Annotated in this window: 13 protein-coding genes; 1 reads left to right on the top strand and 12 read right to left on the bottom strand. The window is 75.7% G+C overall.

The genetic code is table 11. From position 1 onward, the window contains the following. Positions 1-101 precede the first annotated feature (101 nt). Positions 102-287 (bottom strand): hypothetical protein, encoded by a 186-nt coding sequence (locus ACVJO7_RS29270; protein WP_491675600.1) that lies wholly within the window; start codon positions 285-287, stop codon positions 102-104. Further along, positions 284-1,276 (bottom strand): bile acid:sodium symporter family protein, encoded by a 993-nt coding sequence (locus tag ACVJO7_RS29265; protein WP_491675599.1) that lies wholly within the window; start codon positions 1,274-1,276, stop codon positions 284-286. Before ACVJO7_RS29265 ends, ACVJO7_RS29270 begins: the two co-directional genes overlap by 4 nt. 95 nt (positions 1,277-1,371) lie before the next feature. Between ACVJO7_RS29265 and ACVJO7_RS29260 the strand changes: the two genes are divergently transcribed. Continuing rightward, positions 1,372-2,232, top strand: coding sequence for a LysR family transcriptional regulator (locus ACVJO7_RS29260; protein WP_491675598.1), 861 nt, complete (start codon positions 1,372-1,374; stop codon positions 2,230-2,232). A gap of 185 nt (positions 2,233-2,417) precedes the next feature. Here ACVJO7_RS29260 and ACVJO7_RS29255 read toward each other — a convergent pair whose 3' ends face one another. From ACVJO7_RS29255 to ACVJO7_RS29210, 10 genes are all read right to left on the bottom strand, one after another. After that, entirely contained in the window at positions 2,418-4,376 is a 1,959-nt protein-coding gene (locus ACVJO7_RS29255; protein WP_491675597.1) for a vWA domain-containing protein, read from the bottom strand. Next, complete coding sequence (locus tag ACVJO7_RS29250; protein ID WP_491675596.1) at positions 4,369-5,766, bottom strand: ATP-binding protein; 1,398 nt, start codon at positions 5,764-5,766, stop codon at positions 4,369-4,371. The genes ACVJO7_RS29255 and ACVJO7_RS29250 overlap by 8 nt, the downstream gene beginning before the upstream one ends. Positions 5,767-5,868: 102 nt before the next feature. Then, positions 5,869-6,687: a DUF6885 family protein gene (locus tag ACVJO7_RS29245; protein ID WP_491675595.1), complete on the bottom strand. Its 819-nt coding sequence runs from the start codon at positions 6,685-6,687 to the stop codon at positions 5,869-5,871. An 8-nt stretch (positions 6,688-6,695) separates the two neighbouring features. After that, a complete protein-coding gene (locus tag ACVJO7_RS29240) occupies positions 6,696-8,096 on the bottom strand; it encodes a type I glutamate--ammonia ligase (protein ID WP_491675594.1) in 1,401 nt (466 codons plus the stop codon). A gap of 32 nt (positions 8,097-8,128) precedes the next feature. Beyond that, the gene (locus tag ACVJO7_RS29235; RefSeq protein ID WP_344017449.1) at positions 8,129-9,034 is read right to left on the bottom strand and encodes a M56 family metallopeptidase; all 906 of its coding nucleotides are present in this window, start codon (positions 9,032-9,034) and stop codon (positions 8,129-8,131) included. Between the two features lie 78 nt (positions 9,035-9,112). Then, positions 9,113-9,454, bottom strand: coding sequence for a BlaI/MecI/CopY family transcriptional regulator (locus tag ACVJO7_RS29230; protein ID WP_085912347.1), 342 nt, complete (start codon positions 9,452-9,454; stop codon positions 9,113-9,115). 56 nt (positions 9,455-9,510) lie between these two features. Beyond that, complete coding sequence (locus ACVJO7_RS29225; RefSeq protein ID WP_491675593.1) at positions 9,511-9,969, bottom strand: DUF2867 domain-containing protein; 459 nt, start codon at positions 9,967-9,969, stop codon at positions 9,511-9,513. Between the two features lie 40 nt (positions 9,970-10,009). Then, complete coding sequence (locus tag ACVJO7_RS29220) at positions 10,010-10,516, bottom strand: L,D-transpeptidase (protein ID WP_344017446.1); 507 nt, start codon at positions 10,514-10,516, stop codon at positions 10,010-10,012. 197 nt (positions 10,517-10,713) lie between these two features. Further along, positions 10,714-11,454 carry an enoyl-CoA hydratase gene (locus ACVJO7_RS29215; RefSeq protein ID WP_344017445.1) on the bottom strand — a complete coding sequence of 247 codons (741 nt, stop codon included), beginning with the start codon at positions 11,452-11,454 and terminating at the stop codon, positions 10,714-10,716. After that, positions 11,451-13,895 (bottom strand): FUSC family protein, encoded by a 2,445-nt coding sequence (locus ACVJO7_RS29210; protein WP_491675592.1) that lies wholly within the window; start codon positions 13,893-13,895, stop codon positions 11,451-11,453. Before ACVJO7_RS29210 ends, ACVJO7_RS29215 begins: the two co-directional genes overlap by 4 nt. Between the last annotated feature and the right edge of the window lie 2 nt (positions 13,896-13,897).

The following is a 13,897-nucleotide window of genomic DNA, read 5'->3' as shown; positions in this document are numbered from 1 at the left end:
TCAAACCTACCTAGCTGCTCGGGTGCACTCACGCTGCCGAACGCGCGGTGCCGCCCACGGATTCCGGACGGGTGATCATCTCACCGGCCGCCCGGGCGGGCTCACCACCACTCGGCGTCGAGCTTGGACTCGATGTCGCGGACGTGCCGGCGGGCGCAGGGCGGGCAGAGCCAGCCCTCGCGGCCGCGGCCGTCGCGGTCGGGCACCCAGCCCGCCACCGCCGCGGCACCGGGTTCCCCGGGCCGGAGGGTGCCGCAGATCCGGCAGGACGGCGTCGGTCGGCTCACGCCCGCGATGGTGCCCCGGCGGGTGCGTCGTCGTCGAGGTGCGCACGACGGCGCCCGAGCCGGTTCGCGATCATCGCGCAGACGATGAGCTGGAGCTGGTGGAACACCATCAGCGGCACCACGACCAGCGCCGCGGCCGGGCCGCCGAACAGCACCCCGGCGATCGGCAGGCCGCTGGCCAGGGACTTCTTCGAGCCGCAGAAGACGATCGTGATCCGGTCGGCGGCGTCGAACCCGAGCAGCCGGGCGCCGAGCGCGGTCGCGCCCAGCACCAGCCCCAGCAGCAGCACGCAGATGCCGAACAGGACGCCGAGCGACAGCGGGGTGATCTGCTCCCAGATCCCGGCGACCATGCCCTCGCTGAACGCGGCGTAGACGACCAGCAGGATCGCGCCCCGGTCGAGCAGGGTCAGGCGCTTCTTGTGCCGGGTGACGAAGGCGCCGATCAACGGCCGGGCGGCCTGCCCGGCCAGGAACGGCACCAGCAGGCGCAGCGCGATGTCCCCGAACGACGACGGATCGAAGCCGCCGCTGGTCGCCAGCAGCAGCGCCGCGAGCAGCGGGGTGAGGAACACGCCGAGCACGTTCGACACCGAGGCCGCGACGATCGCGCCGGGCACGTTCCCGCGGGCGATCCCGGTGAACGCGATCGACGACTGGACGGTCGAGGGCAGGCAGCACAGGAAGACGACGCCGATCGCCAGCGGCGCCGGGAGCAGCCACTCGGGCAGCAGCAGCACCGAGAGCCCGAGCAGCGGGAACAGCACGAACGTGATCGCGAGCACGGTGCCGTGCAGCTGCCAGTTCCGGAGCCCGCCGAGCGCCTGGGCCGCCGACAGCCGGGCGCCGTAGAGGAAGAACAGCAGGGCGATGGCGACCGTCACCGCGACGTCGACGACCTGCACCATCGCACCGCGGGCCGGCGCGAGCGCCGCGATCCCGACGGTGAGCAACAGCAGGACCAGATAGGGGTCGGGACGCACGCGCATGGTGATCGATTCTGGATCGCCGCCCGTCATTCGGAAACCCGCTGGACCCATTGACTGTCATCACACGACGCGATGACTGCGCTAGCCTCGCGGGCGTGCTGGACCCGGTGCTGCTCCGCTCCTTCACCGCCGTCGCGCGGGCCCGCAGCTTCACCAGGGCCGCCGCGCAGCTCGGGCTCGGCCAGTCCACCGTCAGCCAGCACGTCCGGCGGCTGGAGGACGTCGTCGGCAGGCCACTGCTCGACCGGGACACGCACTCGGTGGCGCTGACCGCCGACGGCGAGGCGATGGAGGAGTTCGCCGCCACCATCCTCGACGCCGGCGAGCGGGCGCTGGCGCACTTCCAGGCGTCCCGGGTGCACGGCCGGCTCCGGTTCGGGGTGTCCGAGGACCTGGTGATGACCCGGCTGCCGGCCATCCTCGCCGACTTCCGGCACCGGCACCCGCAGGTCGACCTGGAGCTGACCGTCGGGCTGGCCGACGACCTGGAACGACGCCTGGAGGCCGGCGAGCTCGACCTGATGGTCGCCAAACGCCTCCCCGGGCCCGACGACGGCCGCTCCGTCATCCGCCGGGACCGGTTCGTCTGGGTCGGCGCGCCCGGCCTCCGGCTCGGCCCCGGCGATCCGGTGCCGCTGCTCGCCTATCCGCCGCCGAGCCTGTCCCGCTCCGCCGCGATCGGCGCGCTGGAGGCCGTCGGGCGGCCCTGGCGGATGGCCTGCACCAGCGGCAGCCTCTCCGGGCTGCGCGCCGCCGCGCTCGCCGGGCTGGGGGTGATCGCACACGCCGCGACGCTCGTCCCGGACGGGCTGGTCGAGATCCCGGGCCGCGCCGGGCTGCCTCCGCTCGGGCCGGTGGAGGTGGTGCTGGCCCACGGGCGGCGGCGGACCGACCAGGCCGGGGAGCTGGCCCGCAGCATTCGTACCGGGGCGAGCGACCTGCGCACCGAATCCTGATCCCGGGCCTCCCCCAGCTCCCCGCAGGACCACGGCAAGCGCGTGGGCCCAGATCCGCACGGGATCGCAATGCCCGCACGGGATCACAGCGTTCGCACGGGATCCGATCCCGTGCGAACGCGACGAACCCGTGCGAACTCCGGCGCGGTAGCTGTATCCCGGCGGGACCGCCTCGCAACGCCCGGTCAGCCGGTGCGTCGCCGCAGGTAGTCCGAGACCACCTCCGCGCCGAGGCCGTCCAGGTCCGGATGCACGACCCGGCCACCGGCGCGCCGGGCCAGCCGGTCGGTGAAGGCGGCGAGACCGGGATCGTCGCCGAGCACGAAGAAGGTGAACCGGGCGTCCATCCCGATCAGGCGGTCCAGACCGTCGACGGTCGCGCGCAGCGTGTACGGGCTCGGCGGGTAGTCGAAGAACGCCTCGCCGTCGGACTCCAGGTGCGCGGTCGGCCCGCCGTCGGTGACGACGAGCACCACCGGCGTGGCATCCGGTTGCCGGGCCAGCCGCTCCCGGGCGAGCAGCAGCGCGTGGTGCAGGTTGGTGCCCTGCCGGTACACGCCCTCCATCCCGACCAGCTCGGCCAGGTCGACGGTCCGTGCGTGCCTGCCGAACGTGATCAGCGTCAGGTCGTCGCCCCGGAACCGGGTGGAGATCAGCTGGTGCAGGGCCAGCGCGGTGCGCTTCATCGGCACCCACCGGCCCTCGGCGACCATCGACCACGACGTGTCGACCAGCAGGGTGACCGCGGCCCGGGTGCGCTGCTCGGTCTCGACGATCTCGACGTCGGACACGTCGAGCCGCCGGTCGTCGCCGCCGGCGCGGCGCAGCTGGGCGTTGAGCAGGGTGCGCGGCACCGACCACGCCTCGGTGTCGCCGAACGCCCACGGCCGGGTCGCGCCGGTGGCCTCCCCCGCGGCGCCGGCCCGGCGGGTCTCCCGGGCACCCTGCCGGCCGGAGATCCGGTCCGCGACGTCGCGCAGCACGGACTGGCCGAGTGTGCGCAGCGCCTTCGGCGAGAGCATCAGCGAGCCGTCGGCGGCCCGGCGGAACAGGTCCTGGCGCTGCAGCTCGCGTTCCAGCTCGGCGAGCGTGCGGGCGTCGGCGGCCGCCTCCGGGCCGAGCATCTCGGTGAGCGCGTCGAGATCGATGTCCTCCATCCGCGCGCCCGGGTAGCTCTGCGCCAGCTGCTCGGCCAGCGCGTCGAGCTTCCCCAGCTCCTCCAGCGCCCGGGTGGCCTCGCCCATCCCCATCGGGTTGTCGCCGCGGAACTCGCCGCGCCCGGTCCAGTCCTCGCCGGGGCGCAGGCCCTGCAGCTGGGCGTCGAGCCGGGACAGCGACTGCGCGAGCCGCGGATCGCCGAACGCCTGCTGGGCGAGCTCGGCGAGCTCGGCGCGCTGCTCGGCGGACATCGAGTTCAGCATCCGCTGGGCGGCCGCCGACCGGGCGGCGAGCGCGTCGATCAGCTCCTCGGTGTTGCGCGGGTTCTCCGGGAAGTGCTGCCCGTGCTCGCGCATGAACTCGGCGAACCGCTCGGTGGTGTCCTCGCCGCGGGCATGCTGCTCCAGCAGCCCGTTGAGGTCGTCGAGCATCGCGTTGATCCGCTCGACGTCCTCCGGCGTCGCACTCTGCATGGCCTGCTTCATGCCCTCGAACCGCTGGTCGAGCAGCTCCCGGCCGAGCAGGTCGCGGATCTCCTGGTACGCCTCGCGGGCGTCGGCGGAGCGCCAGTCGTACCCGGAGAGCTCCCGGACCGCACCGCCGGTGTCCGACGGCAGCGCGTCGAGCTGCATCTCGCGGAACCGGGCGTCGTCGGAGTCCTCGTTGCGCAGCGACTCCTGCTCGGCGCCCAGCGCGCGGTCCAGCAGCTCGCGCACCTCCGCCAGGGTGCCGTCGACCCGGTTGTCGCGCTGCAGCTCGCGGCGCCGCTCCCAGACCCGGCGGGACAGCTCGTCCAGGCCGCGGTTGCCGTCCAGGCCGCGCCGCAGCAGCTCCTGCAGCGCCTGCCGCGGGGACGAGCCCTCCATCACGTCGCGGCCGATCCGGTCCATCGCGGACCGGATGTCGTACGGCGGGGCGAGCGGGTCCGGGCCGCCGGTGTACGGCCCGTACGCCCAGCGCCGCCGGGACCGCCGCGGATCAGCCATAGGACACCGTGTCCCCGTCGTCGGTGGTGTCCTTCGCCAGCTTGCGGGTCAGGAACAGGTGTTCCAGCGCCAGCTCGGCCGCGGACGCCATCGGGCCCGGGTCCTCGGTGCCTGCGGCGCCGAGCCGGGCCGCGATCTCGGTGAGCGCCTCGACCTGCGGGAGCGCGGCGACGACGTCGCGGGCCGGGACCCGCTCGCCGGTGCGCACCGGCCGGGTGGAGACCTCGACCGCCAGCTCGTCGAGATCGACGCCGCGCAGCGCGAACCGGGCGGTGTCGGCCGTCGCCCGGCGCAGCAGGTGCTCCAGCACGTCGTCCTCGCGGCCCTCCTCGCCGGCCGCGAACTCCAGCTTGCCGCGCAGCACCGCGGGCACCGACTCCAGGTCGACCGGACGGGCGTAGGCCCGCTCCTCGCCGACCAGCGCGGCCCGGCGCAGCGCCGCGGCGCCGACGGTCTCCGCGGCGGCCACCGCGAACCGGGCGGACACCCCGGAGCCCTGGTCGATCGCCGACGAGTCGCGCAGCAGCCGGGTGAACCGGGCGACGACCTCGACGAGGTGCCGCGGCACCTCGGCGGCGAGCACCGCCTCCTGCAGGACCAGGTCGATCTCCGGGGCCAGCTCGAGCGGGTAGTGGGTGCGGACCTCGGCGCCGAACCGGTCCTTGAGCGGGGTGATGATCCGCCCGCGGTTGGTGTAGTCCTCCGGATTGGCGCTCGCGACGAGCAGCACGTCCAGCGGCAGCCGCAGCGTGTAGCCGCGGACCTGGATGTCGCGCTCCTCCATCACGTTGAGCAGCGCGACCTGGATGCGTTCGGCCAGGTCGGGCAGCTCGTTGATGGCCACGATGCCGCGGTGGGCCCGCGGGACGAGCCCGAAGTGGATGGTCTCCGGGTCCCCGAGCGAGCGGCCCTCGGCGACCTTGACCGGATCGACGTCGCCGATCAGGTCGGCGACCGCGGTGTCCGGGGTGGCCAGCTTCTCGGTGTAGCGGTGGCTGCGGTGCACCCAGCCGACCGGCAGCTCGTCGCCGAGCTCGGCGGCGCGCCGGATCGACGCCGGGGTGATCGGCTCGTAGGGATGCTCGCCGATCTCGGAGCCGTCGATCACCGGCGTCCACGCGTCGAGCAGGTTGCCGATCGCGCGCAGCAGGCGGGTCTTGCCCTGGCCGCGCTCGCCCAGCAGGACGAGGTCGTGACCGGCGATCAGGGCCCGCTCCAGCTGCGGGACGACGGTGTCGCCGAACCCGACGATGCCGGGCCAGGGATCGCGGCCCGCGCGCAGGGCCGCCAGGAGGTTGTCTCGGATCTCGTGCTTCACGGCCCGCAGTTCGTGGCCGGACGCGCGCAGCGCGCCGGCGGTGCGGGGAAGGTCAGGTGGTGTGACGGGCACGGATTCCACGCTACGCCCGGTTGCGACCCGCAGCGCGCCATCGACCGGCTCCGGGGGCGCCACCGCGATCGGCAGGTGACCGGGGTCACCGAGGTGCCGGCCTCAGCGCGGTGTCCGGGGGCCCCGCGGGGTGCCGTTGTCCCACCACTCCACCTCCAGGCCGGCCGCCCGGACCGCGACGCCCGCGGTCTCCCGGTGCCCGGCCGCGGTGACCAGCACCAGTCCCCCGGTGTGCCGCCGTTCCCGGGCCAGCGCCGCCGCGACCCGGGGCAGCGGCTGCCGGTGCCGGCCGCTCTCGCCCAGCTGCGGGTAGCTGTCGGCGACGGCCAGCAGCGTCCCGCCGGGGCCGTCCTCCCGGCCGTAGAGCACCACGAAGTGCCCGGCCGACCAGTCCGCGCCCGGCAGCGCGTCGTCCTCACCGGTCGCGAGGCAGGCGTCGAGGACCTCCGGGGGGACGTGCGACGAGGCGAGCCGCGCGGTGTCGAGGTTCGCCACCGGCAGCACCGGCACCCCGGTGAGCCCGTCGAGCAGCACGCGCAGCCGGTCCGGTGTCCAGGTGCCGGCCGCCGGGACCGCGGCGAGCGCGCCGCCGGACAGCTCCTCGACGGCCTTGCCGACGCCGGCCGCCGAGGTGCCCGCGGACCGCTCGTCGGCGGCGCGGTCGAGCCCGGACCACAGGTCCGTGCGCGGCGGCGCCCCCGGCGGCCGCGCGCCGGGCACCTCGTGCGGCCAGATCGCCGATCCGGCGACGCGCGCGAACTCCGTGACGTCCGGGACCGGCGCCGCGGTGCGGGACCGGCCGGTCAGCGCGACGACGGCCAGCCGGGCCGCGAACGGCCCGCACAGCTGGTCGGGCTGGGGCAGGGCGGCGGCGTGCTCGGCGAGCAGCGCGTCGACGCCGGTGAAGGGGACGAACGCCATCGTCGCCGTCAGTACCGGTACCGGAAGGCGGCCAGCACGTCCTCGACGGACCTGCCGTCGGCGAACGCGGCGTCCGAGGCCCGCACCGTCCGGAACGCGGCGCCCACGTGCTCGCCCAGCACCGCGGAGATCCGCGGGTTCGCGCGCAGCGCCTCGGCCTGCGCGGCCGGGGTGGTGGGCAGCGCGGTCACGCCGCGCGCGGCGCGCTGCTCGGCGGTCCAGGTGCCCGGATCCTCCTGGATCGGCTCCGGCAGCTCCGGGCGGTCCGCGATCCCCGCCAGTCCGGCGCCGATCACCACGGCCAGCGCCAGGTAGGGGTTGGCGGCGGCGTCCGACGGCTTCAGCTCGACGTTCGCGTGCCCGGCCCCGAGCAGGCCGGTGGCCGGCACCATGCGCAGCGCCGCCTCCCGGTTCTCGATGCCCCAGAACCCGTAGGCGGCCGCGAAGTGCCCGGGCCTGCGCCGCAACACCGACGGGACGCCCGGCGCGGTCACCGCGGCCACCGCGTCGATGTCGCGCAGCAGCCCGGCCAGCCAGGCCGCACCGTCCGCGGTCGATCCGGCAGGCCCGTCGCCGCCGGAGAGCAGGTTGACGCCGTCGCGGGCGACCGAGGTGTGCAGGTGCCAGCCGTTGCCGGCGGAGCCGGTCGAGGGCAGCGGCGCGAAGCTCGCCCGGTAGCCGTGCGCGAGCGCGGCGGCGTGGATGGTCTGGCGGGCCAGCAGCTGCCGGTCGGCCGCGGTCAGCGGATCGGCGGCGGCGATGCTCAGCTCCAGCTGGGCGGGACCGTACTCGGCGTGCAGCTGGCCGACCGGGACGCCGTTGTCGCGCAGGTCGGCGAGCAGCCGGGTGACGAAGCCGTCCAGCCCGATCAGCACGTCCGGCCCGTAGGCCGGACCGGTGACGGCCGGGACCGGCGGCTCGTGGTCGTCGTCGCGGTAGAGGGCGAACTCGATCTCGTACCCGGCGAGCACCGACAGGCCGGCCTCGCCGGCCGCGGCGACCTTCCGTTCCAGGACGCCGCGCTGGTCGTACGGCCAGGGACCGCCGTCGGCGGTGACGACGCGGCCGGGGCTCCAGGCCAGGCCGGGCCGCCCGGCCAGCGGGACGACGCCCTCGGGGCCCGCGGCCGGGACCAGCCGCACGTCACCGGCGGGGGTCTCCAGGCCGGGCGGGCCGAACACGATGCCGTCGCGGGTGTCGAACACCGCGAACAGGGTGGTGACCCCGATCCCGCGGGTGGCCGCGTCGGGCAGTGCCTCGACCGGCACCGTCCGGGAGCGCAGCACGCCGTTGTTGTCCGGCCAGCCGATGGTCACGCCGACCACGCCCAGATCGGCCAGCGCGCGGGCGCGGGCCTCGAACCCGGCCGTGTCCGGCCCCGCGGTGTCCGAAGTGTCCCCGGTGCTCATGGCGGTCAGCGTACGGCCGGAACGCACCGCCGTCAGGGGACGAGCAGGGCCCAGAGGGGCAGCGCCACGAGCGCGACGGCGACCACGCGGACCAGCCAGTGCACGGCGGCGGGCAGCGGCGCGGGTGGCGCGGTGATCCGCTCGATCCGCGCCTCCAGCGCGTCGGTGAACGACGACAGCGCGGCGGCCGGGGCCGATCCGCCGACCGCCTTCAGCGCGGTGGCCAGCTCGGTCGGGTCGCACAGCCGGCGGGCGACGTCGTCGGCCCGCATCTCGATCAGCCGGGCGACGGCCAGCTGCGCGGCGACCATCCCGCGGACGAACGGCGCCGTGGCCCCCCAGGCGACGAACGGGAGGACCACCAGGTCGTGCCGTTCCCGCAGGTGGGCCCGCTCGTGGGCGAGGACGGCGACCACCCCGGCGGTGTCCAGGGCGTCCAGCACGCCCGCCGACACGACCAGCCGGGAGCTGCGGCCCGGCAGGCAGTACGCCACCGGGACGGGATGGTCGAGCACCCGGGTACCGGACGCGAACGGCCACGGCGTGGCGAGCACGTCGAGCAGGTCGCGGTGCCTGCGGCGGGCCCGCAGGGTGCGCACGGTGGTGATCACCAGGACCGACAGCAGCCGGGCGAGCACGCCGAGCGCGATCAGCAGGGCACCGACGTGCAGCGGATCGAGCGCCGCCGGGAAGTCGCCGGCGGCGAGATCGCCGGCCAGCACCGAGACCGCGGCGGGCAGGCTGTCGCCGAGCGGCGCGAGGCCGTAGGCCAGTCCGGCGCCGAACAGCGAGATGCCGCCGCCGAGGCCGACCGCCTGCCACAGCAGCAGCGCCCCGACCGGGTCGCGCGCGGGCCAGCGGGCGCACGCGAGCATGCGGCTGGCCGGCTCGGCGAGTGCCAGGCCGAGCAGGCCGAGTCCCAGCGCGGTCAGCTCCATCGCGTCACATCGTGGCCGAGGGGGCGCGATCTCGCTGAACGACCCCCCCGTTTCACGAGGTCACAGCCCCTGACCGGGTCAGTCCAGCAGGTCCCTGAGCCGGGACCGCTCCTCCTCGGACATCGAACCGAGGAAGCGGGCGAGGGCCGCCCCGCGGTCGGAGGCGTCGTCCAGCGCGTCGCTCATCAGCTCGGCCACGTGGTCCTCGCGGCTGGCGACGGGGCGGTAGTGGTGCGCCCGGCCGTCCCGGATGCGGTGCACGAGCTGCTTGCGCTCCAGCCGCCCCAGCACGGTCAGCACCGTGGTCGTCGCCAGGTCGCGATCCGCGAGCTGATCCTGCACCTCACGTGCCGTCATGTCCCTGTCCGCCGCCCACAGGACGTTCATGACCGCCCGCTCCAGCTCCCCCAGACTCGTCACGACGACCATCGTACGCGATCCGTTCTACCGTGCGTAGAACGGCTCCTCGATGATCGTCACATCCGGGTCACATGGCGCTCACCCAGCGCGAGGCGGTAGGCGGCCCGGCCCAGCACCGCCCGCACGACGGTCGGATGCAGCAGGCGGACGAGCGCGAAGTAGGTGCGTCCGCGGGCGCCGTGCAGGGTGACGACGGTCGTGACCACCACCCGGCCGTCCTCGCGCAGCACCGACGCCCGGAAGTCCAGGTGCCGCTCGTCGGTGCCCAGCAGCACCTCGTCCCCGGTGCGCGCGACGGTGTCGAACGACCCGGCGCCACCGCGCGCGATGCCGACCAGACCGACCAGGCTCTCGCGCAGGCCCCAGCAGTCCGGTGCCCCAGACCGGCGGGTCCCGGACAGCGCGTCCGCCCAGACCTGGGGATCGACCGGCAGCCCCGGGCGGGCCGGGACGGCGTGGGCATCGGCGAAGTCGACCCGGGGCAGTGCCGCGGCAAGCGGCGGGGTGTCCGGCACCGGGGCCGGACGGGCCCGCCCGTGTCCCGGTGAGCAGCCGTCAGTGCACCTGCACCTGGTCTCCGACCTGCAGGGTGTCGAAGTAGTGCCGGGCGTTCGCCTCGTCGAGCTTGACGCAGCCCGCCGACGGCGTGTCCATCGCGCCCTGGTGGAACGCCACCCCGCCCTCGGCGAAGAACACCGAGTACGGCATCTGCGTGAGGTGCTCGCGGCTGGTCCACTTCTCGGCCTTCCACTGCACGCCGAAGGTGCCGCGGGGGGTGGGGTCCCGGGCGTCGCCCGGGCGCATCGGGACCGGCCCGAAGGCGATCCGGCCGTTCTCGATCAGCCAGGTCTGCCGGGTGGAGAGCTGCACGCAGGCCCGTGCGGACGACGTGCACGGGGTCCCGGCGACCAGCGGGCCGGTCGCGGTCTGCGCCCTGGCCTCCGCCTGCGGGTCCGGTTCGGCGACGGCGACGCCGGTGGTCACCGCGCCGACCAGCGCGAGCAGCGCGAGCACGGCGGCGGGCGCTCCGGTCCACCGGATACGCCGGGTGCCTCGCTGCATTCCTCGGATCCTCCTGTCGGGACCGCCGGACCCCGCCGCCCAGCGCAGTCAACTGACCCCGGAGAGTAGTCGAAGCTGATCTTGGAGTGGCCGAGCCGGTCTGGCTGGTCCGTTCGGCGGTACCGGGAGGGCGACGGACGGTCGTTCACTCGGCAACATTCGGCCGAGCGGCAGTCACCCGGCACCGGGCGGCCGGATCAGCGTCCCTGGAACACCGGGGCGCGCTTCTCCAGCCGCGCCGCCCGGCCCTCGGCGATGTCGGCGGCCGACCAGCAGGCGTCGAACTCGGCCTGCAGATCGGCGACGACGTCGCCGGAGGTCTGGCCGCCCCGGCCGAAGGCGTTCGCGGTGCGCTTGTTGTACGCCAGCGTCAGCGGGGCCATCGTCGCGATGTCGGCGGCCAGCGCGAGCGCGGCGTCCCGGTCGCCGAGGGTGTCGGCGAGCCCGCGGGCGTGCGCCGTCGCCGCGTCCACGGTCGCGCAGGCCAGCAGCAGGCTGCGCGCGGTGCCGCCGCCGGCGATCTGCACCAGCCGCTCGATCGTCCACGGATCGACGGCCAGCCCGAGCCGCGCCGTGGGCAGCGCGAACACCGCCCCGGGCGCCGCCACCCGCAGGTCGCAGGCGAGCGCGAGCTGCAGGCCGGCGCCGATCGCCGGACCGGTCACGGCGGCGACCACCGGCACCGGGAGATCGGCGACGGCGTGCAGCGCGCCGTAGAGCGCCTCCAGGAACTCCTCGCCGTAGACCTCGCCGAAGTCGGCGCCGGAGCAGAACGCGGGCCCCTCCCCCGCGACGACGACCGCGCGGGCGCCGTCCGCCCGGACCCGCTCGGTCGCCTCCACCAGCTGCCGGCAGGTCGCGATGTCGAGGGCGTTGCGGCGGTCGGGACGGTGCAGCTCGATCAGTCCGACGCCGTCGGCGGTGTTCACGGTGATCACGGCCGGAGCCTAACCCGGGCCGGGGCGGGCTCGGACCACTCGCCGCCGCACAGCTCCCGGGCCAGCCCGACGGCGAGCTGGTCGATCCGGCGGAGCAGCCGGGCCGCGGCGAGCCGGCGGCGCCGGTCCCCCGGCGAGGCGCCGTCGGTGTCCCAGCCCGCGGTGTCCGCGGGGCCGGCGAGCCCGGGCAGGGCCGAGCCGCCGGCGGGCGCGGGTACCGCGGCGGCACCGGGGCCGGAAGCAGCGCTCGACGCCGCGTCGGCCTCGGCGGCGTCGATCAGGTCCTCCGCCGAGTGCACGCCATAGTCGTCGGGCCCGGCGCCCGGGCCGAGCTCGCGGCGGTCCGTCGGGCCCCAGCCGTCGTTCAGGATCCGGCGCAGCCCGTCCAGGTTGTCCAGCACCCGCGCGGTCGCCGGCTCCAGGGTGGCCGCCCAGCCCGGCACGTGTGCGGTGGCGGCCTGCGCGGCGAGCAGCCGGGTGTAGTGGTCCAGCGCGCCGATCACCCGCACCGTGTGGTGCACCCCGCGGCGCAGCGGCCGGCGGGAGATCGGGTGCTCCAGCGGCCGGGCCCGCTCGCGGACGTCGGCCACCGCGGTGTCCACCGCGCGGGCCTTCTCCAGCGGGTCCCCGGCGCCGGGCCGGCCCAGCGCCCGGTCCACCGAGACCCGCAGCGACTCCGCCACCGCGGTCAGCGCGGCGTCCAGGGCCTCGGCGAACGCCGTCCGGGACCGGGTCGGCAGCACCAGGTAGGCGGCGAGCATCCCGAGCGCGCCGCCGACGACGGTCTCCTCGACCCGCAGCACCATCGTCTGCACGCTGAACTGGCCGATCAGGCCGTAGAGCAGGGCGAGCACCGCGGTGATCCAGAACGCCATCATCACCTGGGACACCCGCACCAGGTACAGCGCGAGGAACACGCAGACGAACAGCAGGACCAGGCTGACGGCCACGTTCCCGCCGACCAGCAGCGCGAGCAGCATCCCGGCGACCACGCCGCCGGTGGTCCCGACCGCGCGGGCCCAGCCCCGGCTGAGCACGTCGCCGCGGCTGACCGCGCCGACGAACACGATGAACGCCGCGATCACCGCCCAGTACCAGCGGTCCGGCGAGATCGCCTCGCCGACGACGATCGCCAGGCTGGTCGCCACGCCGACCTGCAGTGCCTGCCGGGTGTAGAGCCCGGGCCCGCCGCCCCGGGCCGCACCGTCCGGCCCGGCCACGTCGTCCCGCGCATCCGCCCCGTCCGGAACATCCTGAACCTCCGGAACGTCCTGGTCGTCCGGTGCCGCCGCGCCGGCCCGGTCCCCGTCCCCCCGGCGCTCGGCGATCCGGCGCTGCGTCTGCTCGACGGTGGTCTGCATCGCGTCCGCCAGCCGGCCCACCGCGAACGCGATCCGCTGCTCGCGGGCGGCCCCACCGGTCCCGGCCGGGCGCTGCGCGATCGCGGCGACCGCGTCCCGCGCGGTGCGGTAGAGGCTCGCCACCATCGGCCGCGGCGTCCCGACGGCGGTCGCCGCGGCCAGCCCGCGGACGCCGGTGACCAGCGCCTCCCGGTCGTCCTCCGAGATCGGGTCGTGGTGCTCGACGGAGCGCCGCACCGACATCGCGACCCGCTCGGCGGCCAGCTCCGAGTCCACGATCCACTGGCGCAGCGCGGCCAGCTCGGTCTCGGCGCCCTCCGGGCCACCGGGGCGGGCGCCGCCGGGCAGCCGTCCCGGCGGGTGCGCCATCGGGTCGTCGTCGGCCTCGTCGAGCCGGTCCGCGACCAGCAGCGCGGTCTCGTTGAGCCGGGCCTGGGCGCGCAGCAGCGGCCGCAGGTCGGCCTCGGCGGGCGCCGCCCGGAGCACCTCCGCCGCGGCGAGCAGCAGGGCGTGCAGCCGGGCCTCGAAGGCGCGCACCAGCGCGTCGATCACGTTCTCCACCCGCCGGGTGAACAGCACGCAGCGCAGCAGGAACGTGCTGCCGATCCCGATCACCACACCGGAGAGCAGGAACGGCAGGTCGGCCGGGACCGCCTGCAGGAACAGCACGAAGAAGTACGGCATGAACGCGGCCATGCCGAGCACGGTGCCGCGCGGCCCGTACCGGCGCACCGCGACGGCGACGACCATCACGAGCACGAACACCACGTCGCCGATCACCGGCAACGGGCTGAGCAGCACCGCCAGCGTCGCCGATCCGGCGGCCGGCAGGGCCATCAGGGCGGTGGTGACCCGGCGCCGGGCCAGGGTCGGCTCGTTGACCGCCAGGTTGCTGACCATCGCCAGCACGACGGCGAACAGCAGGGTCGTCACCGGGCGGCCGGTGAACGCGCGCAGCACCTCCGCGGCGAGCGCGGCGACGATCATCGCGGCGGTCGCGACCGCCGCCATGTGCAACCGGGTCCGCCCCGGATCGACGGCGGCCGCCCACGACCTCAGCTCACCCCACCACGTCCTCACGC

This window comes from Pseudonocardia sp. DxW (genome assembly GCF_058448985.1).
Note: the sequence above shows the minus strand (reverse complement) of the source record. Positions and strands in the feature narration are given on the sequence as shown.